Genomic DNA, 22189 nt, shown 5'->3' on the forward strand with positions numbered 1-22189 from the left:
TCTTCTTTCCAGGAAGACATGTACGTGAAGAAAAAAAGGAGACTTAATCTCCAGAACTCTTCAATTCAAATGTACTCACTAGATTTCTCGATAAGGTAAGCTGAGTCGAAACAAAGTAGAATAATGCTGATCCTTCGTCAATTCAATGCTCCCTTGATGCAGGATCATGATTTTTTTACAAATGGCTAGCCCTAACCCCGTACTGCCTTTCACTGGATCTGCTCCACTGATAAACTCTTCAAAAACATTCTCTCTAATCTGTTCTGGAACACCGACGCCATTATCTCCAAGCCATAATAAGACGTTTTCTTCTTGCTGCTCACAGGAAACAAATAGCCTTGTTCCAACAGGGTTATATCTCAGCACATTCTCCAGTATGTTTGTCACCACACGCTTCATATACATAGAATCAATCATGACATAAAGAGGGGTTTCAAGAATCTCAATATCCACTTGAAATCCTTTCTCTTCAAATTCAGGATAAAATTCAGCAAGAAGCTCCTGAAACCATTTTGTGATATTCACTTTTTCTAGATTCAACTTCACATGATTGTCTTCGAGCTTAGCCAGCTCAAACAAATCTTGAATTAAAGCACTCATATAGTGCGATTTATGATAAATGTATTGAATACATTGACGCTTCTGCTTTTCCTCCAGCTGCACATCATCTAGTAAAAGTTGAGAATAACCTAAAACAGATGTAATGGGTGTCTTCAAATCATGAGACAAATGTAACAACATGTTTCTTCTATGATTCTCCACTCTTTCTTTTTCTTCCGAGATCCTCTGTAGTCGTTCTGCCATGTCGTTAAAGGCATCACGTATTTCTGCAAATTCTTTTTCTGCTGAAAAAGAGAGCCTTTTTGAAGGATTGAATTGATCCAATTCCTTGATACCCTCCATAATTTGTATTAGAGGTTTCTTTAGTTGTCTGACAGAGTAATGAGTATAAAAATAGAGAGCAATCAAAATGGAAAAAGCAAATAACAAAGCAAAAATGACTAGAGCGGTATAAAGATATTCTAATCGTTCTGGAATCTTCCACAGCAGCTTATATGATTCACCAGCAGGTCCCGTTATGGGGATAACGTAATAAATCATCGAATGATCGTATTGTAATGCCTGAATCCTAGCAAAGAGTTCTTCTAGACTATAATATAGAATCTCATCTTCTTTTTCCCCTTCGACCTCAATCACTTGACCTGCTTCATTAACCACCTCTAGCCAGCCGCCGTATCGCTCCAGCAGCTGTCCACTCAGCTTGCCTGAAGAATCGTAAAAGTTCTCCACTTGTAACTCTTCCACGTTTGGTCGCTGATCAATCCAACGATTCATGACGAGATCTGTACAAAAAAGAGAAAGTCCCATTGCCCCCAACAAAAGACCGCTAATCACGATATAATTAAGAAAAAACAACCCCTTCAAAGGTCGGCGTTTTTCTAAGGTGTTATCCTTCTTTTTCAAAACGATAGCCTAACCCCCTAATGGTAATAAGATATTGAGGATGTCTCGGATCATCTTCAATTTTATCTCTGATTTTGCTAATATAAACCATCATTAGATTTTCATCTCCCATGTACTCTTCACCCCAAACCCGCTCATAAATGTGGGCTTTGGTAAAGACCTTACCGGCATGCTCCATCAGCAGAGCCAAAATTTTGAACTCATACGAGGTCAATTCCTTCTGTACGCCAGATTTATAGAGCTTACATCCCTTCAAATCAAGCTGGATATCCCCCATTTCAATACATTCCCTCTCCATTTCCTTTCTGCCCAGCGCCTGACATGATTCTATTCTTCGGAACAAAGCTTGAACTCTACTTACCACTTCAAGCGGATTAAAAGGCTTGCTGACATAGTCATCAGCGCCAAGCTGCAAACCGTAGATTCTATCTAAATCATTTGATTTGGCAGAGAGAAATAAAAAGGGGATATTGGAGCTACGTCGTATTTTTTTAAGCAGCATGGTCCCATCCATTTGAGGCATCATAATATCTGCTAGAATAAGATCGATAGACTCTTTTTGAAAGAGCGAAAATGCTTCCACCCCATCATTAGCTTCGTAAGTGTCATACCCATGATTACGCAAATAAATCGCCAACAGCTCACGTATTTCTGCTTCATCATCTATAATCAATATCTTCTTGATGTTTCTCACCCCTTACAAGCGTTAGTCCTCTTCCCTGTCTAAAAAGACAAACAAGAGAACTATTCAGGTTAAAATAATCGCTCAGCGAATCTTGACAATAAGGCGGTTGCTTCTTGCTTCGACATCCTTTGCTTTGATTTATAATCAAGAACACCCTCTTGATCCATAACTACTTCTGGACCATATAATTCTTTCTCCACCACATAGCGGACTCCTTCTAATGCCCAGGAATCAGTTTCACTTACTGGAGTTTCTCGTGGTTCCGCATACAAATAAAGATGAGCCATTCGCCACACAATAAGGGTTGCTTCCTGCCTTGTCAGTGTTTGTTGAGGATGAAACTGACCGTTATCTGATCCTTCGATCAAGCCAAATTCATAAGCGGCTTGAATCTCTTCAACAAAAGGACTCTCTTTCGTATCAGCGAATATAGGCTCTTGCTTAGACGGAGCAATCCCTGCCCAACGGATAAACCAACCGATAAACTCTTCTCTGGTGATCGGCTGTTCGGGCTGAAAACGATTCTGTTCTCCTCCTGCCTCAATCACTTCAATCTGTTGTAAGTGATAAATATATTCGGCATAGCCACCATCTGGCTCTACATCTCCAAAAATCATAGGTTCCTGCATTTTTCTAGCCCAGCTATCCGATTTTAGATCGTAATAAAAAGCAGTAACACGATTCTCCTCATCTAGCTTGAAGGCTGCTTTTACCCCTTGTTCGTCTTCAAATAAGAACGGTTCGATTTGGTGCAGGACATGCTCTCCAAGCGGATCTCTGAGCACAAGCTTGTCCCCTTCCACTCGAATACGACTGGTCCACATTCGATTACGCAAATCGCTGTAAACACCTTCAAATAAGCTAAGAGAAGGCTGTGATGGCGATAAAGGCTCAGGAGACAACAGCTTCTCTTCCTTATTTAGAAAGAAACGATCCATAAAGGCTTGGAACAGCTCCTGACGAATCTCCATATCCTTATTGACAGAAACAAAAACCCCTACTTTTTCATCTGGAAGGAGCCACATGCCACTATGATAGCCCTCCAAATCTCCTGCCTTTTCTATCACATAATGTCCATTGTAGAGTTGACGGTTCGAGTATTCAAAGCCATAAGTCATATTGGGTAGCTCTGGATGGATCGCTAGCTGAGGTTTGTGCATTTCTGCGATTGTCTCTTCTTTCAATATTCTGCTGTCCCCAAGCTTCCCACCTCCCAGATGTGCCAGCATAAATTGCGCCATATCAGAACCTGTGGAGAGCATTCCGCCTCCGGGAAGCTCTGTGGGAATAGTCGCATAGATCGGAATCTCTTCACCTAGCGTATTATAGGGCACAGCTAGCTGGCTCATGATAGACGGTGTGAGCCTATAATCACTATTTTCCATCCCTAAGGGCTGAAAAATATGTTCCCTTACATACACTCCAAAGGCTTGCCCAGTCACTTGTTCAATCACATAGCCCTGGATGGTAGATCCTAGATTGTCATATCGATAATATTCTCCAGGCTGACGAACGACCTTAGGAGCATGATCTCTCACATATTGCTCTAATGAAACTTCCTGTGTCAGGTCTTCCGTAGAGGAATCAGCCGTATCCCCATACTCAAAACCCGTAGAATTCGTTAATAGATGCTTCATTTTTAAGAGTGAACCCGTCGTCAGATTTGGAATCTGAATCTCCCCTAGATACGCAGATAAATCGTTATTCAATTCGATTTTCCCTTGTTCAACTAATTGCATCACGGCTGTAGCGGTGATCGTCTTGGATACCGATGCAACACGAAAAACCGTCTTGTCCGGATCGACTAGCACCTGCTGCTTTTCATCAGCGAAACCATATCCTTTTTTCACCAAAATCTTATCATCTCTCACGACTACAAAAACAGCTCCTGCCAGATTCTCTTTGATTTCTGGACGTTGAAAGAAATCATCGGCAAAAAGCTCCATTTCTTGACCTGGAGCTTTTTGATCCGAGAAAATAGGTATTTCTTTTTCTGACTGTAGAATACATCCACTTAGCATACTAAATAACAAAACGCACAATAGAGTGATCGCAAGCTTACTACCAAGCTTTCCAAAAGTCCTCATTTGTTTACTCTCCTTTACATTCATGTTCTATCTTGAAAAGTATAAGAGAGAAAACTTAATCCTGTGTTGATGTAACCTTAATATAACCTGAAATTTGTCAGAGCCTCATCTAAGCTACGCAGACTTGCTTTTAGCCCGTTTCTCTTTATTCGTTCGTTGTTGGCTTAGGCTGACGATCTGTCTGTAGGTTAAAGGTCACATAATAGAGGACACCACTTACTGTGATGACGATGCTTAAGAATAGAATCAAATTGCCATATAAATAAGCATCTGCATTGGAAATCATCGGATGCAGTGGAAAAGCAAATAGCTTTTGCTCCATTGCTTTTGCCACCACTGCGGTGACGATGGCACCAGAAATAGTAACGATCATATTAAAGAATCCCATTCCTACCCCTATTTGTTGAGGCGGCAAAGTTTGCGTGACACTCTCAGCCAGTGCCGTCTGAGAAAGGATAATCCAATGTACATCAGGATCAGCACCATCCCTATAAACCAGACCCACAGTCCAATAAGGGAAGACTGTAGCAGTAAACTGAGGGCAATACAGAAAAGACCTAGATAGACAACGAAATGACTGCCCTTTTTGACCGTTAAATGCCCTGCCACCTTCCCAAAAATAACTGCACTAATGGCTCCCGGAAACATAATGATTCCTATACTTTCCGTACCCAGATGATAAATATTGCTTAGCATCAACGGGATCACAAACATCACAGAGATGACCGTTCCAAAGATCAAAAATCCAATGATTAGTGCATTCCGATACTTCCTATTGGTGAATAAGGAGGGATCAACAAAAGGCTCCTTCACCCGACGAATGTGAACGATAAAAATTCCCAGTGCGATGATAGAAACCAACAGATAAATCAGCTGGACCTTGGTCGTATAGACAATCAGCATCGATACAACAAGCCCTAATAGAGCGGCTCCCAGGATATCCAAACGTCCTGGTCGACGAGGTTCATTGGGTAACAGCCTTCTGAAAAAAGGAATCGCCACCAAAACAGGAAGCGAAACAAGGAATAAAAACGACCAGTGGAGGGCTCCAGCTACATAACCTCCAAGCACCGGTCCAATTCCAATAGCGAAAGAAACCGTGGAGGTAATCATGCCAAATAATTTCCCGCGCTCTTCTTGTGTGAAGAATCGAGCCACCATAACAAATACCAACGCCGGAATTGCAGAACCTCCAGCCCCTTGAATCGCTCGGGACAGAATCACAGCAGGATACCAAGCCTGAAGAACAAATCCTAAAATAGATCCTACGCTATATAGAATAATTCCAATTGTAATTAATTTTTTGACACTATACAGATCGGCAAGTCTACCGAAGATCGCCATCCCCAAACCAAAAACGATAAAGAAAATGGTGATAACCCAGCTTACTCCTGCCGCATCCAAGTCAAACTGCTGAGCAATGCTTGGTGTAGAAACATTGAACAGCGATTCGTTCAAAACAGCAAAAAAGATCACATAATAAATCCATGGCACACATCGCTTCATCTCTGAATGGGCAATGGCTGACTCACTACTTGTGTCTAGTTTTTTCATTTTTAATCATGTTCCTTCCTTGATCTTTGTTTTATTACTAGTTTACCACCTAAACCCATGCATCCTTTCTCTTCGATTGCTATTCTTTCTATGCAAAGATCAAGTCATTTATACAACAAGGCTGTCGAAACGTTGTTCGACAGCCCGATAAGAAACTATGTCCTGCTTTTAAACACGAACCATGTCTGAGGAGCAATAAATAGAGAGGAATACGCTCCTGCCAGTAACCCAATAAGAAGGGTGAGTGAAAAATTCCGAATTCCTTCCCCACCAAATACATATAAAGCTATAGCGGCAAAGAGGACTGTAACTAATGTATTGATGGACCGAGCAAGGGTATCACGAATACTTTGATTAATAAGGTCTGCTAATTGAGCCTTATTTTTTATCTTCGTTATCCGCAGGTTTTCTCTAATTCGGTCAAAAATCACGATCGTGTCGTTAATCGAATACCCGACAATCGTCAATATGGCAGCAATGAAGGTCAGATCGACCTCCATTCTGATGACGGCAACTGCAACCAGAGTGAATAATGGTGCATGCAGCAAAGCGATGATCCCAGCAACAGCAAAAAGAAATTCAAATCGGACAGCTATATAGATAAGAATTCCTCCAAACGCTAAGAGGACTGCCCAGATCGCTTGTCTGGCTAATTCTCGTGCAATATCTGGAGATACCGTCGTTTCACTCATACTAAATTCTGCACCATACTTCGCGCTAAACAATTGCTCTAACTCATGACGTTGCTCTTTTGAAATATTTTCTTGAAATAAAATACGAACCACTTCATTGTTATTCCCCGCAAAACTAAACTCTCCAGCCGGCAAACCAACCTGTCGCAGTCCATCCTTGACCTCATCAAGAACAAAGCCCTGCTTCGCATTGATCATCTCAAGTTGAGTCCCACCTGTAAAATCAACGCCTAATTGCAAGCCCGAAAAAGCGAGAAAGCAGATACCTAGGACAATGATGCTTGCCGAAATGCCAAAAAACTTGCGACGGTGTTGAACAAAGTTCAATCCCCTTGATTGATTTTTATCGTGATCAGGAGTGGACTTCGGAGCCTCTAGACTAATGATGTCCTGCTTCTTAACACCAAACCACTGAGGTTTCTGATCCACTACTTGGCTTCTAACGAGTAAGCCAAGCAATAGCCTAGTTCCAAATACAGCCGTCAGCATACTAAGTACGATACTTGTCATTAAAACAACAGCAAATCCTTGAATTGCACTGCTGCCAAAATAGAAAAGAACCATAGAGGCAATAATCGAGGTGATATTGGCATCCATAATCGTTCCCAGAGCTCGCCTTGAGCCAACTCTAAAGGCAGACACGATCGATTTACCAGCACGAATTTCTTCCTTAATCCGCTCATAGGTTAATATATTCGCATCGACAGCCATCCCAACACCTAGAACTAAAGCTGCTATCCCCGGTAGTGTCAGGGTGGCATGCATCCAATTAAAAACAAGCAGGATGAGATAGACATACGCCACAATCGTAACAGCCGCTACCGCTCCAGGAAGACGATAATAGATCAGCATAAAGAGGATAATTAAGGCTCCTCCTATGAATCCAGCTTTTATTGCCAGATCCATCGCTTGTTCACCTAGTTTTGCTCCCACACTATTGGCAGATAACTCTTCTAAGGTAACAGGAAGCGCCCCAGCATTTAAGAAATCAGCTAGCTCTTTTGCTTCACTGTAGGTATAGTTGCCTGTAATGGAGCCTTCTGAGTTCAAAATATTTTTAACAATCGGAGCCGAAATAAATTTAGGATTCGGTTTCTGGCTTTCCGCCTCGAAGGAGTCCCCTTCTTCCCAATCTAGCCAGATCACCATAGGCTGCGCTAATAATGTCGCTGTGACTTCACTCGCTTGCTTCGAGTCTTTAAATTTGAAAGCTACAAAAGGCTGGTTGACCTCATTTATATGAACCTTTGCTGAGCCTTCTACAATATTCTCTCCACCCATCATAAGCTGATCATGTACATCTCTGAATGTAAGATGGGCTTCCGTAGCTAGCATACGTCTAGCCTGCTCTTGATCCGTCACTCCTGCAAGCTTGACCCGAATTCGGTCTTCTCCTTCTATCCGCAGCTCGGGTTCGTTCACTCCGATCGCATCGACCCTTTTTTGCAGAGCTGTTTGGGTTTGAAGTAATAAATCCTTGGTAACAGCCTGTCCTTCCTGCGAAGGAATCACCTGATACAGAATTTCAAAACCACCTTGTAGATCTAACCCTAGAGTAATATCCTCCACAACATCAGAAGAAGTAAGCCCTACTACACCAAAAGTAAGCACAACTAGAAATAAAAAAAGAAAAATTCTACTAAACCTATTCATTCTCACCTTTCCTTCCCTTCATGTTCTCTTAATCAAAAAATAAGATTACACAAGGGAGAAAGGTCTAACCCAAGATCGCTCCATTCTCTTTCTCGGCGTTAAAAAAGTACTTGAAGCTAAGGATTCTTTGATTTCACTATAGGTTGCTAATCCTTCCTTATATTTTAATACCTCACGGTAATTAGAGATTTGAATATCAATTGTATGTAAACCAACACTTCTAGTAAACGACAACAGAAAAGGATCAGAATATCGTAATGCCTCGTTTCCACTCATCCGCAGTCGTGGAGAAAAGGTGAATCTGGTTTCCTGTTCTGAAAGAAGCCAAATGGTTTGCTGCTGTGAAATAAATTGACTCGTTCCTTCTGTCGAAGCATGATCTATACTCCCAGATAGAGGAACAGCTAAGCTCATCAATGTCAAAAGAACAAAGATTAAACAAGATGATATTCTTTTTTTCATGTTATTCTTTCCTTTACTGCTTTGCTATCAGGAATCAATATAGTATACATAAATTTTCTCCTTTAATAGCTATTTCAAAACATTATACTACGCTTCATTATAGCAAGAATCTATTTTTCGTTCCAACTTGTAAACCGTGCCACTAGTTGCGTTCCTCTCTCTTCCTCTGCCATACCAACACTTGTGTGACCACAGCCAAAACAGGCAGTTCTATTAACGGTCCTATAATTAAGGTGAGAGCAATTAAGGGTTGATCTGGAAAGGCTGTCATAGCAAGAGCTAAAGCAATGGGTGAATTTCTCGCTAATGTCGTTAAGCTTAAACTTGCTCTGTCTGCGTATGAAAATTTCAAGCTCCTTCCCACCAGCTGCCCGAAGAAAAAATTAAGGACAAAAAACAAAAGTACAGGCAGTATGAGCGACCACAACAACTCGATGTTCTCGACTAGCAGTTGACCATGTGAGGCAAACATAGCCATAATCGCAAAGGCTAGGAAAACGATAGGTAAGACACTAAGCTTTGAGAGGATTTTAGATTGAAGCTGTTCCTTATTTTTTAGTAGAAGCTGGGTCAAACCTGCTAACAGCAAAGGAAGGAGAAGGACAATCACTACCCCTTCTATGAAATAAGCTCCTTCAATTCCCCCTCTTGTCCCTGTGAAGAGCAAAAGAAAGATCGGGAGCAATAAGATTTGCAAAATAAGGTTCAGCGGTAAAATAGCTGTAGATAAGGCTAGATTCCCTCTAGCCACTCCTGTAAAAATTAAGTACCAGTCTGTACAAGGAGTCACCATTAACATGATAAATCCAATAGCTAAAGCTGGGTGATCTAAGAATAATCCCACTAAGACCCAAGCTAAGAAGGGAACCCAGACAAAATTAATGAGGAGAGCAGTGATGGAAAACTTAAGATTTAGAAATGAGCTTCTAATCTCACGAAATCGAATGTGTAAGAAGGTAAGATAGAGCATAATCACTAGTAATGGAATCAAGATGCTGTCTGCATGGGCTTGAATCAAATCAACCTTTCCCAATAATAAGCCAGTCACCACGGCTAGAAAAATAATGAACGTATAGAATTTCTCAATCATTCCCATTCACTCACATCCCCAAGCATACTCTATTTTGTGATTTTAACATAGGAATGAAGGAACAGATACATCGAGCAACAGAAATGGATCCTTGGATGTGTTGGCATGTCATCCTCGTAATGCCCTCTAAATTTACAGTTAAACGACAGGAAATGTTACATATTATATGCTATACTTATTATTAAGTAACTATATTGAGGTGTGAAAATGGAATTTGTAGAACCTATTAAAGAGATCAAGACGATCAAGCAAATACAAAAAATTCTTCAAGAAAGATCAACTAGGGACTATTTATTTTTTGTTTTAGGTATCAATACGGGCATTCTGGTAAGTCATTTATTAAAAATGAAGGTCAAGGATGTTTATGATGGCATACATATTCGTGAGTATTTCGTTTTACAAGAAGACAAAAAAAGTGCAGAAAAATATTTTTACCTGAATGAAAAGGTGAGAAAAGCGCTAGAGGATTATTTTCATGAATCTGGGTTAAAAGAAGAAGAGTATCTTTTTAAATCACAGAAAAATAATCTCCCCATTACTCGTCAGCAAGCATATCGAATTATCAATAAGGTAGCCCGGGAGGCAGGGGTTAGCTCACCCATTGGCACTCATACATTGAGGAAAACATTTGGCTACCATGCTTATCGAAAAGGGGTGGCAATTTCATTATTACAATCCATCTTTCATCATGCGACACGCGCTGAAACATTACGATACATTGGAATTCAAAAAGAGGAAGTGTTTAAAGTGCAAATTGATGTGAATTTATAGAGGAAATGGGATCACCGTCGAGGAAGGGAGAAGATAAAAGATGCTAGAACAAATGACGATCGACTATTATATTTTACTTTCATCTCTATTATTAATCATTGGAGTATTAACCACTAAATTCTCAACTCGCTTGGGAGTTCCTGCCCTTGTACTATTCTTACTCGTAGGAATGCTGATGGGAAGTGACGGTTTAGGCTTCATCTACTTTGACAACCCGCAGCTTGCTCAATTAATTGGTATTTTTGCCTTGGTCATCATTCTATTTGAAGGGGGGTTGCAAACCAAATGGTCCTCTGTTAGGTCAGTAGCCAAGCCTTCCCTCTCTTTGGCTACATTAGGGGTTTTGCTTACTACCATTGTTGTTGCTCTCGCTGCCAAGCTTATTCTTAATGTGACTTGGCTAGAAGGATTTCTCTTTGGTGCCATTGTTGGTTCTACAGACGCAGCAGCGATCTTCGCTGTTCTTAAAGGACAGAATATTCGTGAAAGGCTTAGTTCAACTCTAGAAGCCGAATCTGGGACCAATGATCCGATGGCTGTTTTTTTAACCTTGTCATTAATTGAGCTGATGACAATTGAAAATCCACTTTATTATCTGCTTATAGGCACATTTTTTTGGCAAATGGGAGTTGGTTTAGTCATGGGATACCTACTTGGACGTTTTGCCAGCTACTCCATAAACCAAATCAACTTAGACTCTAGTGGACTCTATCCTATTTTTGCCCTCGCCTTTGCTTTACTCACCTATAGTATTACTGATCTAATCGGAGCGAGTGGGTTATTAGCGGTTTATATAGCCGCCCTTGTCATAGGAAATAGGGATTTGACCTATCGTCATTCGATCTTTAGATTTAATGAAGGATTTGCTTGGATGATGCAGATTCTTATGTTCATTATTCTGGGACTCCTGGTTTTCCCTAAACAATTTCTATCGTTAGAGATTATCGTTAAAGGGGTCTTGCTTTCGATTATTTTAATCTTTATTGCTCGACCGATTGCTGTTTTTCTCTCCACGCTGAGAATGGGCTTTGACATGAAGGAGAAGGTCTTCTTATCTTGGGCTGGATTAAAGGGGGCTGTCCCCATCGTTCTCGCTACCTTCCCTATGACTATGGGGCTGGAGAATAGCCAGTTGTTCTTTAACGTTGTCTTTTTCGTTGTCTTAATCTCTGCCTTAATCCAGGGCTCGACCATATCATTTTTAGCCCAAAAATTAGGGCTAAATGGTCCCAATAAAGTAGAGCCTCCGCACTCATTAGAGCTTGTTTCCATAGGAAAAGCAAACGCAGAAATTATTGAATTTGAAGTAAGTGAGGAAGCTTTCATTGTTAATAAGACTCTCATAGAGATTAACTTCCCTCAAGACGTCCTTATTAATGCCATCATTCGGTCTGGGGATTTAGTCACTCCACATGGAAATACAGAAATTAAAGCCAGGGATATTCTTTATATCCTTGTGGCAAAAGAAAAAAAACATGAATTAAAAATGTTACTAAATAAAAAGATCGAACCTATTCATGTAGAAATAAAAGAGAGCACCCTCTAACAAAAAAAATTCAGGTGAGGAGGAAGCAATGCAAAATATTAAAGACACCGTCAAGGAAGTTGTCTATGCGATTATGCCATTGTCACTTATTGTCATTGTCTTACAATTTACAATGATCGGTATGCCACAGGAGATGTTTGTACAATTTATGATTGGAGTCCTCATGGTTTCAGTCGGTCTCATTCTTTTTCTTTTAGGGGTACATATTGGATTGTTACCTGTAGGAGAAATGATTGGATCAGCTCTCCCACGAATGGGAAAAGCTTGGCTTGTTGTCTTCTTTGGATTTCTACTTGGGTTTGTCGCCACTATCGCAGAACCAGATGTGCGTGTCCTAGCCATCCAGGTTGATTTAGTATCAGATGGGATTGTATCTAGAACCATTTTGATTTATACAGTTGCTGTAGGTGTCGCCATTTTTGTAGGCTTGGCTATGCTTAGAATATTATTAAATATTTCTTTGACCTACCTGCTTATCGGTGGATATGGTTGTGTCTTTTTATTAGCTGCCTTTACCCCTGCTCACTTTATTCCTATCTCATTTGATGCTGGGGGAGTCACTACTGGTCCTATGACGGTGCCCTTTATTCTAGCATTAGGTGTCGGTGTAGCATCAGTATTAAGAGGAAAATCAGCTTCAACGGATGGATTTGGATTGGTAGCGCTAGCATCCATCGGACCTATCTTAGCCGTCTTATTGTTAGGAGTGATTTATGGATGAATATACAGATTTTCGAAGGGTTCGGACATGTACTCTATGAAGTTGCATTCGCCCTCATCCCTCTCTTGATTTTCTTTTTGTTTTTTCAGTTTTTCGTTTTAAAATTACCATTTAAAAAGCTCATGGATATTTTCAAAGGAATCTTTCTTACTTTTTGGGGGCTTGCTTTTTTTCTCCAAGGAGTGCATATCGGTTTTTTACCTGCAGGAGAAATGATGGGAATCATCCTAGGACAAAAAGAGCATTTGTGGGTGCTTGTTCCCATTGGCTTTGTATTAGGGTTTGTGGCTACATTTGCCGAACCCGCTGTGCGTATTCTGAATCATGAGGTTGAAAAAGTATCGGGAGGTTACATTCCACAAAAGCTAATGCTCTACACATTATCTATAGGTGTGGCTACTTCTATTGCTCTAGCCATGCTACGTATGATTCTAGGAATTCCTCTATGGTATTTCATTATCCCTGGATACCTTATAGCCCTTGTTCTTATTAGATTTTCTACTCGAACTTTCACTGCCATCGCTTTTGATTCAGGTGGAGTTGCCACAGGTCCCATGACTGTAACATTTATTGTAGCCATGGCGGTCGGTATTGCTTCTGTATTGGAGGGACGCGATCCCTTACTAGATGGTTTTGGCATGATCGCCTTAGTAGCTCTATCTCCTATCTTATCTGTGTTGATACTGGGAATCCTTTATGATCGAAAGGAGAAGGAAAATGAACGAACATTTGAATCTGAATCATAAGTTGCTAGTCACTATTGTAAAAAAAGGAGTCGCCTCCAAAATAGTAACTGCCTCAAAAGCAGCCGGAGCTGAAGGCGGGACTATTATTTACGGAAAAGGAACAGGGATTCACGAAATGAAAACATTCTTTGGAATAACAGTAGAGCATGATAAAGAAATGATTATAACTTTAATGCCCACTGAAAAGATGGAGCAGATTATTCAAGCTATTGAAAAGGCGGGGAAGCTAAGTACACCTGGGAATGGAATTGGATTCGTCATCGATGTACAACGCATTGCAGGAATTGCTCACTTACTGAAAGCACAAAGCTGATTTTCAAGGAGGATATGATGGAAAATAAAGTTTATTATGATTTGATCGTGACGATTGTCAATAAAGGATATTCAGAAAAAGTAGTTGAGGCATCAAAAAAAGCAGGAGCTGAAGGTGGGACTATTATTTACGGCAGAGGAACGGGAATCCATGAACAAGCCAAGCTTTTTAACATTGCCATCGAACCTGAAAAGGAACTAATTTTAACCTTAATTGATCGAGAAAAGACGGAAAAGGTATTACAGTCAATTATGCTAGATGCTGAATTAAACAAGCCAGGTAAAGGAATTGCCTTTGTTTTGGAGGTGGAAAGAACGATAGGAATTAACCATATACTGAATCGTATGGTAAACGAAAAAGAAGGTGAAAAAAATGCCTAGGGTGGGTGATTTCTACCAGAATATAACCAATAACCCGAGTACCGTGCTTGCAGATGATTCCATTCGTCTTGTACGCCAAAAAATGTCTGGTGTAGATCCAATATATCGTTCTATTTATGTGATTGATCAGGATACAACATTAATCGGGATTATTACACTTAAAGAGTTGCTCAAAGTATTGGCAGTTCGAAGTGGAGTAAATAGTGGAAAAGCGGTATCCAAGGGAAAGCTCCTAGACTATGTATCACTCAATTCCACAGCTAAGGATATCATGATACCTCCTATCTCCGTGCGAAAAAGCGATTCCTTAGAAAAAGCCCTTGAGTTATTCATTGTTCATGGTCTTGAAGAACTTCCTGTTGTAGATGAAAAGAATATCCTGATCGGGGATTTAGACGCCTACGAATTAGTAAGAGAAATGAACTAAAAAACAAAGAACATTCTTATATTGTGATTTCCTTCACATCATTCCACCTAAAGTGTTGATAAAATGAGTTAGCTTAGCACATATTATTAACATTCGTCACAGTACAGGAGGAATCATAACATGAGTAAAATTCAAGATTGGAATCCTGAGGATTCTCATTTTTGGGAAACTAAAGGAAAGAAAATAGCGCGAAAAAATTTATTTATCTCTGTTTTTGCACTTATTTTAGCTTTTATCGTCTGGCAAATTTGGTCAGTCGTAGCGGTTAGGCTGAATGATGTAGGTTTTAACTTAACCAAAAATGAGCTCTTTACGTTGGCTGCCTTACCAGGCTTAGTAGGAGCTACCTTCCGCTTGGTATACACCTTTATGCCTGGATTAGTAGGGGGAAAAAGATGGACAGTCATTAGTACTAGTGTCTTGCTTATCCCTGCCATTGGAATTGGTTTTGCCGTTCAAAATCCGGAAACCCCTTACTCTGTCCTTGTGCTTTTAGCTGCCCTATGTGGACTTGGAGGAGGATGCTTGTCTTCATCAACAGCAACACTTAATCCCTTTTTCCCTAAGAAAGAAAAAGGAACAGCCAATGGAATTAATGTTGGTATTGGAAATCTCGGGGTCAGTGTAGTTCAGTTTGTCACGCCAATCGTTATCGGAGTTGGATTTATTGGGATAATGACAGGAGGAGCTCAAGTTCTTCCAGACGGTACTGAAATTTTCTTGCAAAATGCTGCTTTTGTCTGGGTTATTCCTATCATCTTAGCTGTTTTACTAACCATATTCAAAATGGATACTTTACCTAATACCAAGCAAAGCGTAAGGGAACAGCTTTCGATTCTGAAATATAAGCACACTTGGATTATGACATGGCTGTATGTTATGTGCTTCGGCTCATTTATTGGCTACAGCGCCGCTTTTCCACTTTTGATTCGCTCTGAGTTTCCAGAGGTGGATGCAGTGAAATTTGCCTTCTTAGGGCCTCTTGTTGGAGCTTCCATTCGTCCTTTTGGAGGATGGTTATCGGATAAGGTAAACAGTGGGTCAAAGGTAACATTCTGGGTCATTGTGAGCATGATTATAGCTACTTCTGGTGTTGTTTATTTCTTAAATACTCACTATTTCTTAGGCTTTCTGATTCTGTTCTTACTCCTTTTTGCTGGAGCTGGAATTGCGAATGGGGCAACCTTCCGCATGATTCCTTTTATCTTTGAAGCAAAGCTAGCCGCTCCCGTATTAGGATTTACAGCTGCCATTGCAGCCTATGGCGCCTTTTTCATCCCGAAGCTTTTTGGCTGGTCTATCGAAACAACGGGGACAGCTAACCTTGCCCTCTATATCTTTATTACCTACTATGTGATTAGTTTATTTGTTTGCTGGTATTGGTACTCCAGAAAAAATTCTGGTATCAAATGCTAACTGATCTGTTCTAAGATCTGGTTGTACACACTCAATATATGAACAGGATCAGGATCTTCTCCCTTAATTTTTGGAACAGCAAAATCCGTTAAAACGAAATGATGCTTAGGTGAAACATCATGTCTAGCTAAACAACTTTTGGTACAAGACAAGGGACACCCATCTATAGCTATAATTTCTCGATTTGATTTTGCTGTTCTGACTAAGGGTTTGACATCTCCACCAACCCCCGCTATACAGGACATCTCAGCTATTTTTTCCCGATCCATTTTGATCGCTATACTATTTGCTGTTTGTGCCGCGGAAGAACATCCGGAACAGGAATAAACAAGCGGTAAATCATTTTTGCTCAGCTTTGCACTCATTCTTATCTCTCCTCTATATCACAGTATTGTTACTGATCTTACACACTCCCTACGTTTTTGTCTGTTATTTAAGGCACACTTTCTTATCTTTTATAAAAAAGCCAAAGAACCAAAAAAAAAGAAGCTGACTATTGAACGTCAACTTCATATCTTGTTACTATTATCAGTATTTATATAATAGAATAATGAATACATGGGATTAAGACCCACTATGAATCTCCGCTTTGGAATAATAAACGGCATTAAAGATAAAAAATAAGATAAACACGAGCGTATGGGGATATAAAGCATGAAGATATACACCCGAAGCCACATTTTTATTCCCCATTAATTCTGACATATGGACAACCATAGCACCAAATGGAAGATAGCTGCCTAATAAAATACGAGTTGAGTTCTCATCCTCAACCCCACTAAAAACCATCATGCTAATCAGTAAGGCTACGACCCCAAGTACAATAGGCGGAACATAGCTCTTACCAACCATACCTGCCGTCATGATCATCGGAATCAACAAGGCTTGTAAAACGAACATCCAGACATAGATACCAGCATATTTCCACAGAATCTCTGTAGATAAAGGCTCTTCTCCAATCATCATTCCGGAGAGAATAACCACAAAAAAATTCACCAAAAACATGATCAAGATGATTAGTAGGATGACCATGAATTTACCCATCATCAATAGTGAACGATGGTAGGGATAAGCAAATAGCTGATTTGCTGTCCTCTCTATGAATTCACGTGCAACGATATAACCTCCAATTAAAGCAAACATCACCGATCCTGTTAAAAGAGTGTAGAAGATCAGATTGTTTTGGAGAAAATTCTCCCAATCCAGATGCTCTATTTCAACAAGGCAGTTTAATAGTGCTGGCGTTATAGCACCAATGATTACTAACCATAGGAGGTTCGTTCGCTTTAATTTAAGGAGCTCTGTCCACAGGATGTTAAGCATCTCGATCACCCCCAGTCATGCTTAGGAAATAATCTTCTAAGGTTTCCCGTTGCATGGTGATTTCCAGTACATCAATATCTTGCTGGACAAGGAGGCGATTCATGAGTGCTGATTTCGTCAACTGTTCAAACACTCTAATAACACCTGGCTCTGGTACAGCGTAATCGTGAATGCCCAGCTTCTGTTCCAATAGCATCACTGCCTTGCGATCATCACTAACCTTGAACTCGATGCACTGTTTATTTTTTAATTGCAATGCTTCCTGATCAATTTCTTCTATTAGTTTTCCCTTATGAATAATTCCTATCTTGGTAGAAATCTGTTGAATCTCGCTTAAGATATGACTTGATACTAGAACAGCAATCCCTTGATACAAGGCAAGCTCTGTAATCAAATGACGCACTTCTTTAATCCCAATCGGATCTAAGGCATTGGTCGGTTCATCTAATATTAACAATTCTGGACGAGGGAGTAGCGCTCGTGCTATGCCTAAGCGTTGTTTCATCCCAAGGGAAAAATTCTTTACCTTTTCATTTCTAGCACCAAGCAACCTCACTCGATCAAGTGATTCCTCTAGACACTCCTTATTGCCCATTCCCATCATCCTACGATGAATCTCTAAATTCTCGACTGCCGTTAAATTGGGATAAAAGCCTGGCATTTCAATAATGGAGCCTATCCTTTCAAAAACAGCTCGCTTTCCCTCAGTTATCTCTTGCCCAAAAAGCTCGATTTGACCTGAAGTCGGACGAATCAAGCCCATGATCATACGCAAGCTTGTTGTTTTACCCGATCCATTTTGCCCTAGAAAACCATAGATCTCTCCTCTTTTTACGGAGAAGCTAACATGATCAACAACAGTACGCTTTTTATATTGTTTAGTAAGGCTTGTTGTTTTCAAAACCTCTTCCACCATTACCAACCCCTCTTTCGTTTTATTTAAAGGCTGGTTTTCATTATATAAAGAGAGCCTTACTTTCCAATGAATTATTTCTTACTTTTTTCTTACATCCGTTTTCTTTCATAATCCATATGAAAATCTATGGCTCTGTCTGCTTATAAAGCTTTCTGCAAGCGCACGGAAAAACAAGTCTTTTCATTCGGAATACTGTTCACTTCAACACTGCCTTTTTGTTTTTCTGCTAAAGACTTCACAATCGCAAGACCTAAACCATTCCCTTCTGTACTTCCGCTCTTACTCCGTGTATCCCCTCGATAAAGACGTTCAAACACATAGGGTAAATCCTTATTAGGAATTCCCCGTCCACAATCCCACACATCAATTCGAACCCACTTGTCCTCTTCCCAAACACTAACACCAAATGTTCTTCCATCTGTGCCATATTTCAAAATATTAGAAAACAAATTATTAAACATTCGCTCAATGGCTTGGGCATTTCCCCACACATAGACAGGAGGGGAAGGGAATTGAAAACAGGGTGTCATATGTACAGCTTGAAACTGCTGATAAAAAGTGACAATCACCTCTTGGATTTTTTCACTAATATTGATTCTAGAAAGATCAAACGGAACATCGGAAGTTTCAAGCTTCGATAGTTCAAAAAACTCTCGAATAAATAGATCCAAGCTATTTCCCTTTGAAGCGACGATTTGAAGATAACGTTGCCTTTCCTTTTCCCCAACCGTTTGATCCTGCTGGATCAATTCAATATAACCGAGCATGGATGTTAGAGGAGTACGCAAATCATGTGAGATATGGGCAATCATATTCTTATGTTCTCGTTCTAACAACTTTAATTTCTCATGGTTTCGATTAAAATCATCCAATAGACGATTCAAGCTTCCTCCAAGCTCACTTATTGGCAGATACATCTCTGGAAAACGAATGCGCTGATTCCTATTTTCCGCTCGAATCTCTTCAATTCTTTTGACAGCTTCTCTTAGCTGGCGTTTGATATTCCATAACCTCCAGACCAGATAAAAGAGAATTAGCATTGGCAGCAGCAAGATCAAAAAAGCCCCCGTCATTCGTTCACAGCCTCACCAAGCTTATACCCAATCCCCCATACGGTCTGGATATATCTAGGATGGGATGGATCAGCTTCTATTTTTTTACGCAAACGACGAATATGGACCATAACCGTATTTTCATCTGTTAGACAATCTTCTTTCCACACCGCTTGATATATTTGTGATTTCGTAAAAACACGGGATGGGTAAGTCATAAAGAGCGTCAGTATGTCAAACTCTTTAGCTGTTAGTTCTACTTTAGAAGGACCGACAAAGACCTCGTATGTCTGCTTATTCAATGTGAGGTCGCCTCTCTTAATCATAGAAGATGTAAGGGAAATACTGTTATTAAATTGTAGATATCTTCTTAGCATTGCCCTTACTCTAGCAGTCAATTCTCCAAGTCCAAAAGGTTTAGTCACATAGTCGTCTGCCCCAAGACCAAGCCCTAGCATTTTGTCCATTTCTTCACCCTTTGCAGACAATATCAAGACAGGGATGCTGGATATTTCACGAATTCTACGCAATACCTCGTATCCATCCATTTTGGGCATCATAAGATCTAAAATGACAAGCTCAACTGAGTTTTTTACTAGCTGCTCAAGTGCCTCTGCCCCATTGGAGGAAGAGAGCGTACGATACCCTTCTTTGTTCAAGCATGTCACAATAAGCTCTTGAATCTCCAGATCATCTTCTATAATTAGTATATTGGCAGCCATCCTTCTTCTCCTTCACACTTTCCTCTGCAAAGCAAAGCTCTTAATATCCCTCATTATACAATCAAAAACGGCATTTCTGCGTTATAATCACACCTAATTTTTAGTTCAAGTTCATGATATTTAGCTCCACCTATTGCTTTTTCTTTTTTCTATATTCCCAATGGTTTCTTCATTTGCAATTTGATAAAGCCTGCTCTTCGGCTCATAGAGCGTTTGAGAAGCCCATAGTCCATGATGTCCTGAAAAGAGATAAGCAACGACACAAGCAATAAAAAAATACTCTACTCCCTTCCCATCAAACATTTCTAAGGCTAACAAAAAGGCGGCTATAGGGGTATTCGATCCAGCACAAAAAGCGGCAACCATCCCCAGAGCAGCGAGAAAAGAGAGAGGTAAGTCCATAAAAGAGTACAAAGCATTCCCTAATGTGGCTCCCATGAAAAACAAAGGGATGGCTTCTCCTCCAACAAAGCCACTTCCTAGAGTGACAGCAGTAAAGACTAGCTTCGCCAGAAAGGCATAGGGAGGTACTTCTTCTTTAAATGATTGCTCCAGCATATCTAAGCCTCGACCATTGTAATCCTTCGTACCAACTAATAACGTGAGAGCAATAATGATCACTCCGCCAACGAAGGCTCTCTTCATATGATTTTTATGAAAATATTTTTCAGAAAGCGTTTGGATTCCATGCCTTACCTGACAGTAGGAAATACTTAGCAAGCTAAACAAGACAGCTAATAGAAGCACTTTGGTAAATGTCAGGATAGATAACTGCGGGACTGTTTCTATCAGAAATTTTTCATGTCCGACTCCCCAGAAAGCTTCCGTTGTATAGTGACCTGCAAAGCTAGCAACAAGACAAGGCACGATCGCTTCAAATTTTACTTTTCCTTGTGCTGTCATTTCCATGCCAAAAACAGCACCCGTGATAGGAGTTCCAAATGCTGCTCCAAAACCAGCACTTATGCCGCTCATGAGGATAATCCTTGTATCCAATAGGTGCACCTTAAAAAAACGATTGACCGCTTCAGCCACACTCCCGCCCATTTGAATCGCGGCTCCTTCTCTTCCTGTTGAACCTCCGAACAAAACCGTGATAAAGGTTCCAAGATACACAATGGGTCCCATTCTCCGCAGAATTTTTTTCTTGCCATGAACCCCGTCTATTACTAAATTGTTTAATTCCGCAGCATCACTTAATGTGTTGTTATAAAACGCTCTACCATAATGCATATAGAGGTATCCGATGACAATTCCTCCAAGAGGGAGAAGGAAGATCAGCCAGTCATTTTTTTCTCGTGTTTCTCCTAATAAATCGTTCGTTTCTAAGAGAAGAGCTGTTGTCGACCCTACAACAAAACCGATGATACTTCCATACAATACCCATTGACCAAGCACCTTAAAAAAATGTGTATATCTTGTCTTAATATCCATCGGTTCTTTGCCTCATTTCAGGTTTTCTGGAGGTTCTACTACATGCTTTTGGTTTTTCACTTCTGTAAAAAAGTTATCTGCTTCGTTTGGTTGAGGAACAGGGACTTGGACCATCTGATTACTTGCTTGAAGAAAAGAGAGGAGCATGTGAATATCTTCTTTTGTGGCATATTGCTTTTCAGGCTTAAGCATATAGCCCAATTGACCGTTAGGCTCGATCGTAGCCCACTGTACATCACTGATTTTTTGAATGCCCTTCTGCCTCATTCGCACCTCCAGCATATCTACAGTTAAGCGTAATCTTCTTAAGTTCTTCTTATTTAGCTGACCATTCTCGATCACGAGTAGTGCTTTTCCATAAAAAAAGGATTCTAGAGCATCAAATTTTAAAGCAATGTATTCGATCAGGATAAGGGTAAGTACCATTAATAAGGTGATGATCAGTGTAATCCAAATATTTCGATCGCCAACTGGCTGAATAATTAATGAACCCACAGCAATCATCATCACTGTCTGTGCTACCGTCAGCTGAGAGATCGATTTTCTACCAGCTAACCGCAATATTAGAACTCCACCAAGAACAATCACAATCGCCTTCCATATAAAATGAAAATCCAACTCCAAATCAAGACCTCCTTATCCAAATTCCTTCTCTTAGCATTGTTAATAAATCTCAAAATATGCATCAAAAACCTCATAATAAAGAGATCCCTAGACTTATTCAGCCTGGGGATC

At 40.3% G+C, this 22189-nt stretch carries 23 protein-coding genes; 8 read left to right on the plus strand and 15 right to left on the minus strand.

Features of this window, described 5'->3' with window-relative positions:
- Positions 1–78: 78 nt before the first annotated feature.
- The 8 genes from JCM10596_RS15455 to JCM10596_RS15485 form a co-directional block, all read right to left on the minus strand.
- On the minus strand, positions 79–1464 hold the full coding sequence (locus JCM10596_RS15455) for a sensor histidine kinase (RefSeq protein ID WP_025027912.1): 1386 nt from the start codon (positions 1462–1464) through the stop codon (positions 79–81).
- A complete protein-coding gene (locus JCM10596_RS15460) occupies positions 1448–2149 on the minus strand; it encodes a response regulator transcription factor (RefSeq protein WP_025027913.1) in 702 nt (233 codons plus the stop codon). Before JCM10596_RS15460 ends, JCM10596_RS15455 begins: the two co-directional genes overlap by 17 nt.
- 68 nt (positions 2150–2217) lie before the next feature.
- Positions 2218–4236 carry a serine hydrolase domain-containing protein gene (locus JCM10596_RS15465; RefSeq protein ID WP_025027914.1) on the minus strand — a complete coding sequence of 673 codons (2019 nt, stop codon included), beginning with the start codon at positions 4234–4236 and terminating at the stop codon, positions 2218–2220.
- Positions 4237–4381: 145 nt separating this feature from the next.
- Positions 4382–4624 carry a hypothetical protein gene (locus JCM10596_RS28080; protein WP_051541343.1) on the minus strand — a complete coding sequence of 81 codons (243 nt, stop codon included), beginning with the start codon at positions 4622–4624 and terminating at the stop codon, positions 4382–4384.
- Positions 4625–4632: 8 nt separating this feature from the next.
- On the minus strand, positions 4633–5790 hold the full coding sequence (locus tag JCM10596_RS25870) for an MFS transporter (protein WP_051541344.1): 1158 nt from the start codon (positions 5788–5790) through the stop codon (positions 4633–4635).
- A 155-nt stretch (positions 5791–5945) separates the two neighbouring features.
- Entirely contained in the window at positions 5946–8135 is a 2190-nt protein-coding gene (locus JCM10596_RS15475) for a protein translocase subunit SecDF (protein WP_025027915.1), read from the minus strand.
- A 45-nt stretch (positions 8136–8180) separates the two neighbouring features.
- Complete coding sequence (locus tag JCM10596_RS15480) at positions 8181–8597, minus strand: hypothetical protein (protein ID WP_025027916.1); 417 nt, start codon at positions 8595–8597, stop codon at positions 8181–8183.
- Positions 8598–8739: 142 nt separating this feature from the next.
- Positions 8740–9693, minus strand: coding sequence for an arsenic resistance protein (locus tag JCM10596_RS15485; RefSeq protein ID WP_025027917.1), 954 nt, complete (start codon positions 9691–9693; stop codon positions 8740–8742).
- Positions 9694–9894: 201 nt separating this feature from the next.
- Here JCM10596_RS15485 and JCM10596_RS15490 point away from each other — a divergent pair, with 201 nt between their 5' ends.
- From JCM10596_RS15490 to JCM10596_RS15525, 8 genes are all read left to right on the plus strand, one after another.
- The gene (locus tag JCM10596_RS15490) at positions 9895–10458 is read left to right on the plus strand and encodes a tyrosine-type recombinase/integrase (protein WP_025027918.1); all 564 of its coding nucleotides are present in this window, start codon (positions 9895–9897) and stop codon (positions 10456–10458) included.
- 40 nt (positions 10459–10498) lie between these two features.
- Complete coding sequence (locus tag JCM10596_RS15495) at positions 10499–12004, plus strand: potassium/proton antiporter (RefSeq protein ID WP_025027919.1); 1506 nt, start codon at positions 10499–10501, stop codon at positions 12002–12004.
- Positions 12005–12032: 28 nt separating this feature from the next.
- Positions 12033–12725, plus strand: a complete 693-nt coding sequence (locus tag JCM10596_RS15500) for a DUF1538 domain-containing protein (RefSeq protein WP_025027920.1) — start codon at positions 12033–12035, stop codon at positions 12723–12725.
- Entirely contained in the window at positions 12722–13471 is a 750-nt protein-coding gene (locus tag JCM10596_RS15505; RefSeq protein WP_025027921.1) for a DUF1538 domain-containing protein, read from the plus strand. The genes JCM10596_RS15500 and JCM10596_RS15505 overlap by 4 nt, the downstream gene beginning before the upstream one ends.
- Entirely contained in the window at positions 13443–13784 is a 342-nt protein-coding gene (locus tag JCM10596_RS30365) for a P-II family nitrogen regulator (RefSeq protein WP_025027922.1), read from the plus strand. The genes JCM10596_RS15505 and JCM10596_RS30365 overlap by 29 nt, the downstream gene beginning before the upstream one ends.
- A 17-nt stretch (positions 13785–13801) precedes the next feature.
- Positions 13802–14164 (plus strand): P-II family nitrogen regulator, encoded by a 363-nt coding sequence (locus tag JCM10596_RS30370; RefSeq protein ID WP_025027923.1) that lies wholly within the window; start codon positions 13802–13804, stop codon positions 14162–14164.
- Positions 14157–14591: a CBS domain-containing protein gene (locus JCM10596_RS15520; protein WP_025027924.1), complete on the plus strand. Its 435-nt coding sequence runs from the start codon at positions 14157–14159 to the stop codon at positions 14589–14591. The genes JCM10596_RS30370 and JCM10596_RS15520 overlap by 8 nt, the downstream gene beginning before the upstream one ends.
- A 120-nt stretch (positions 14592–14711) precedes the next feature.
- A complete protein-coding gene (locus JCM10596_RS15525; RefSeq protein WP_025027925.1) occupies positions 14712–16007 on the plus strand; it encodes an MFS transporter in 1296 nt (431 codons plus the stop codon).
- Here JCM10596_RS15525 and JCM10596_RS15530 read toward each other — a convergent pair.
- The 7 genes from JCM10596_RS15530 to JCM10596_RS15560 all read right to left on the minus strand — a co-directional run bounded on the left by JCM10596_RS15530 (position 16004) and on the right by JCM10596_RS15560 (position 22078).
- Positions 16004–16360: a putative zinc-binding protein gene (locus JCM10596_RS15530; RefSeq protein WP_025027926.1), complete on the minus strand. Its 357-nt coding sequence runs from the start codon at positions 16358–16360 to the stop codon at positions 16004–16006. The two genes, JCM10596_RS15525 and JCM10596_RS15530, sit on opposite strands and share 4 nt — an antisense overlap.
- 211 nt (positions 16361–16571) lie before the next feature.
- On the minus strand, positions 16572–17330 hold the full coding sequence (locus tag JCM10596_RS15535) for an ABC transporter permease (protein ID WP_025027927.1): 759 nt from the start codon (positions 17328–17330) through the stop codon (positions 16572–16574).
- A complete protein-coding gene (locus JCM10596_RS15540; protein ID WP_369345655.1) occupies positions 17323–18246 on the minus strand; it encodes an ABC transporter ATP-binding protein in 924 nt (307 codons plus the stop codon). The genes JCM10596_RS15535 and JCM10596_RS15540 overlap by 8 nt, the downstream gene beginning before the upstream one ends.
- A 140-nt stretch (positions 18247–18386) precedes the next feature.
- Positions 18387–19319, minus strand: a complete 933-nt coding sequence (locus JCM10596_RS15545; protein WP_025027929.1) for a sensor histidine kinase — start codon at positions 19317–19319, stop codon at positions 18387–18389.
- Positions 19316–20020, minus strand: a complete 705-nt coding sequence (locus JCM10596_RS15550) for a response regulator transcription factor (RefSeq protein WP_025027930.1) — start codon at positions 20018–20020, stop codon at positions 19316–19318. Before JCM10596_RS15550 ends, JCM10596_RS15545 begins: the two co-directional genes overlap by 4 nt.
- Positions 20021–20140: 120 nt before the next feature.
- Positions 20141–21454 (minus strand): chloride channel protein, encoded by a 1314-nt coding sequence (locus JCM10596_RS15555; RefSeq protein WP_025027931.1) that lies wholly within the window; start codon positions 21452–21454, stop codon positions 20141–20143.
- 12 nt (positions 21455–21466) lie between these two features.
- Positions 21467–22078 carry a DUF421 domain-containing protein gene (locus tag JCM10596_RS15560; protein ID WP_369345656.1) on the minus strand — a complete coding sequence of 204 codons (612 nt, stop codon included), beginning with the start codon at positions 22076–22078 and terminating at the stop codon, positions 21467–21469.
- Positions 22079–22189: the final 111 nt, after the last annotated feature.

Source organism: Caldalkalibacillus mannanilyticus JCM 10596 (genome assembly GCF_000615945.1).
GTDB classification, from domain to species: Bacteria; Bacillota; Bacilli; order Caldalkalibacillales; family JCM-10596; genus Bacillus_AT; species Bacillus_AT mannanilyticus.

What these genes read in the sequence shown, in the direction of transcription:
- JCM10596_RS15465 (WP_025027914.1), bottom strand. Translation starts at nt 4,236, where the DNA reads ATGAGGACTTTTGGAAAGCTTGGTAGTAAGCTTGCGATCACTCTATTG.
- JCM10596_RS28080 (WP_051541343.1), bottom strand. Translation starts at nt 4,624, where the DNA reads ATGGGATTCTTTAATATGATCGTTACTATTTCTGGTGCCATCGTCACC.
- JCM10596_RS25870 (WP_051541344.1), bottom strand. Translation starts at nt 5,790, where the DNA reads ATGAAAAAACTAGACACAAGTAGTGAGTCAGCCATTGCCCATTCAGAG.
- JCM10596_RS15475 (WP_025027915.1), bottom strand. Translation starts at nt 8,135, where the DNA reads ATGAATAGGTTTAGTAGAATTTTTCTTTTTTTATTTCTAGTTGTGCTT.
- JCM10596_RS15480 (WP_025027916.1), bottom strand. Translation starts at nt 8,597, where the DNA reads ATGAAAAAAAGAATATCATCTTGTTTAATCTTTGTTCTTTTGACATTG.
- JCM10596_RS15485 (WP_025027917.1), bottom strand. Translation starts at nt 9,693, where the DNA reads ATGGGAATGATTGAGAAATTCTATACGTTCATTATTTTTCTAGCCGTG.
- JCM10596_RS15490 (WP_025027918.1), top strand. Translation starts at nt 9,895, where the DNA reads ATGGAATTTGTAGAACCTATTAAAGAGATCAAGACGATCAAGCAAATA.
- JCM10596_RS15495 (WP_025027919.1), top strand. Translation starts at nt 10,499, where the DNA reads ATGCTAGAACAAATGACGATCGACTATTATATTTTACTTTCATCTCTA.
- JCM10596_RS15500 (WP_025027920.1), top strand. Translation starts at nt 12,033, where the DNA reads ATGCAAAATATTAAAGACACCGTCAAGGAAGTTGTCTATGCGATTATG.
- JCM10596_RS15505 (WP_025027921.1), top strand. Translation starts at nt 12,722, where the DNA reads ATGAATATACAGATTTTCGAAGGGTTCGGACATGTACTCTATGAAGTT.
- JCM10596_RS30365 (WP_025027922.1), top strand. Translation starts at nt 13,443, where the DNA reads ATGAACGAACATTTGAATCTGAATCATAAGTTGCTAGTCACTATTGTA.
- JCM10596_RS30370 (WP_025027923.1), top strand. Translation starts at nt 13,802, where the DNA reads ATGGAAAATAAAGTTTATTATGATTTGATCGTGACGATTGTCAATAAA.
- JCM10596_RS15520 (WP_025027924.1), top strand. Translation starts at nt 14,157, where the DNA reads ATGCCTAGGGTGGGTGATTTCTACCAGAATATAACCAATAACCCGAGT.
- JCM10596_RS15525 (WP_025027925.1), top strand. Translation starts at nt 14,712, where the DNA reads ATGAGTAAAATTCAAGATTGGAATCCTGAGGATTCTCATTTTTGGGAA.
- JCM10596_RS15535 (WP_025027927.1), bottom strand. Translation starts at nt 17,330, where the DNA reads ATGCTTAACATCCTGTGGACAGAGCTCCTTAAATTAAAGCGAACGAAC.
- JCM10596_RS15540 (WP_369345655.1), bottom strand. Translation starts at nt 18,246, where the DNA reads ATGGTGGAAGAGGTTTTGAAAACAACAAGCCTTACTAAACAATATAAA.
- JCM10596_RS15545 (WP_025027929.1), bottom strand. Translation starts at nt 19,319, where the DNA reads ATGACGGGGGCTTTTTTGATCTTGCTGCTGCCAATGCTAATTCTCTTT.
- JCM10596_RS15550 (WP_025027930.1), bottom strand. Translation starts at nt 20,020, where the DNA reads ATGGCTGCCAATATACTAATTATAGAAGATGATCTGGAGATTCAAGAG.
- JCM10596_RS15555 (WP_025027931.1), bottom strand. Translation starts at nt 21,454, where the DNA reads ATGGATATTAAGACAAGATATACACATTTTTTTAAGGTGCTTGGTCAA.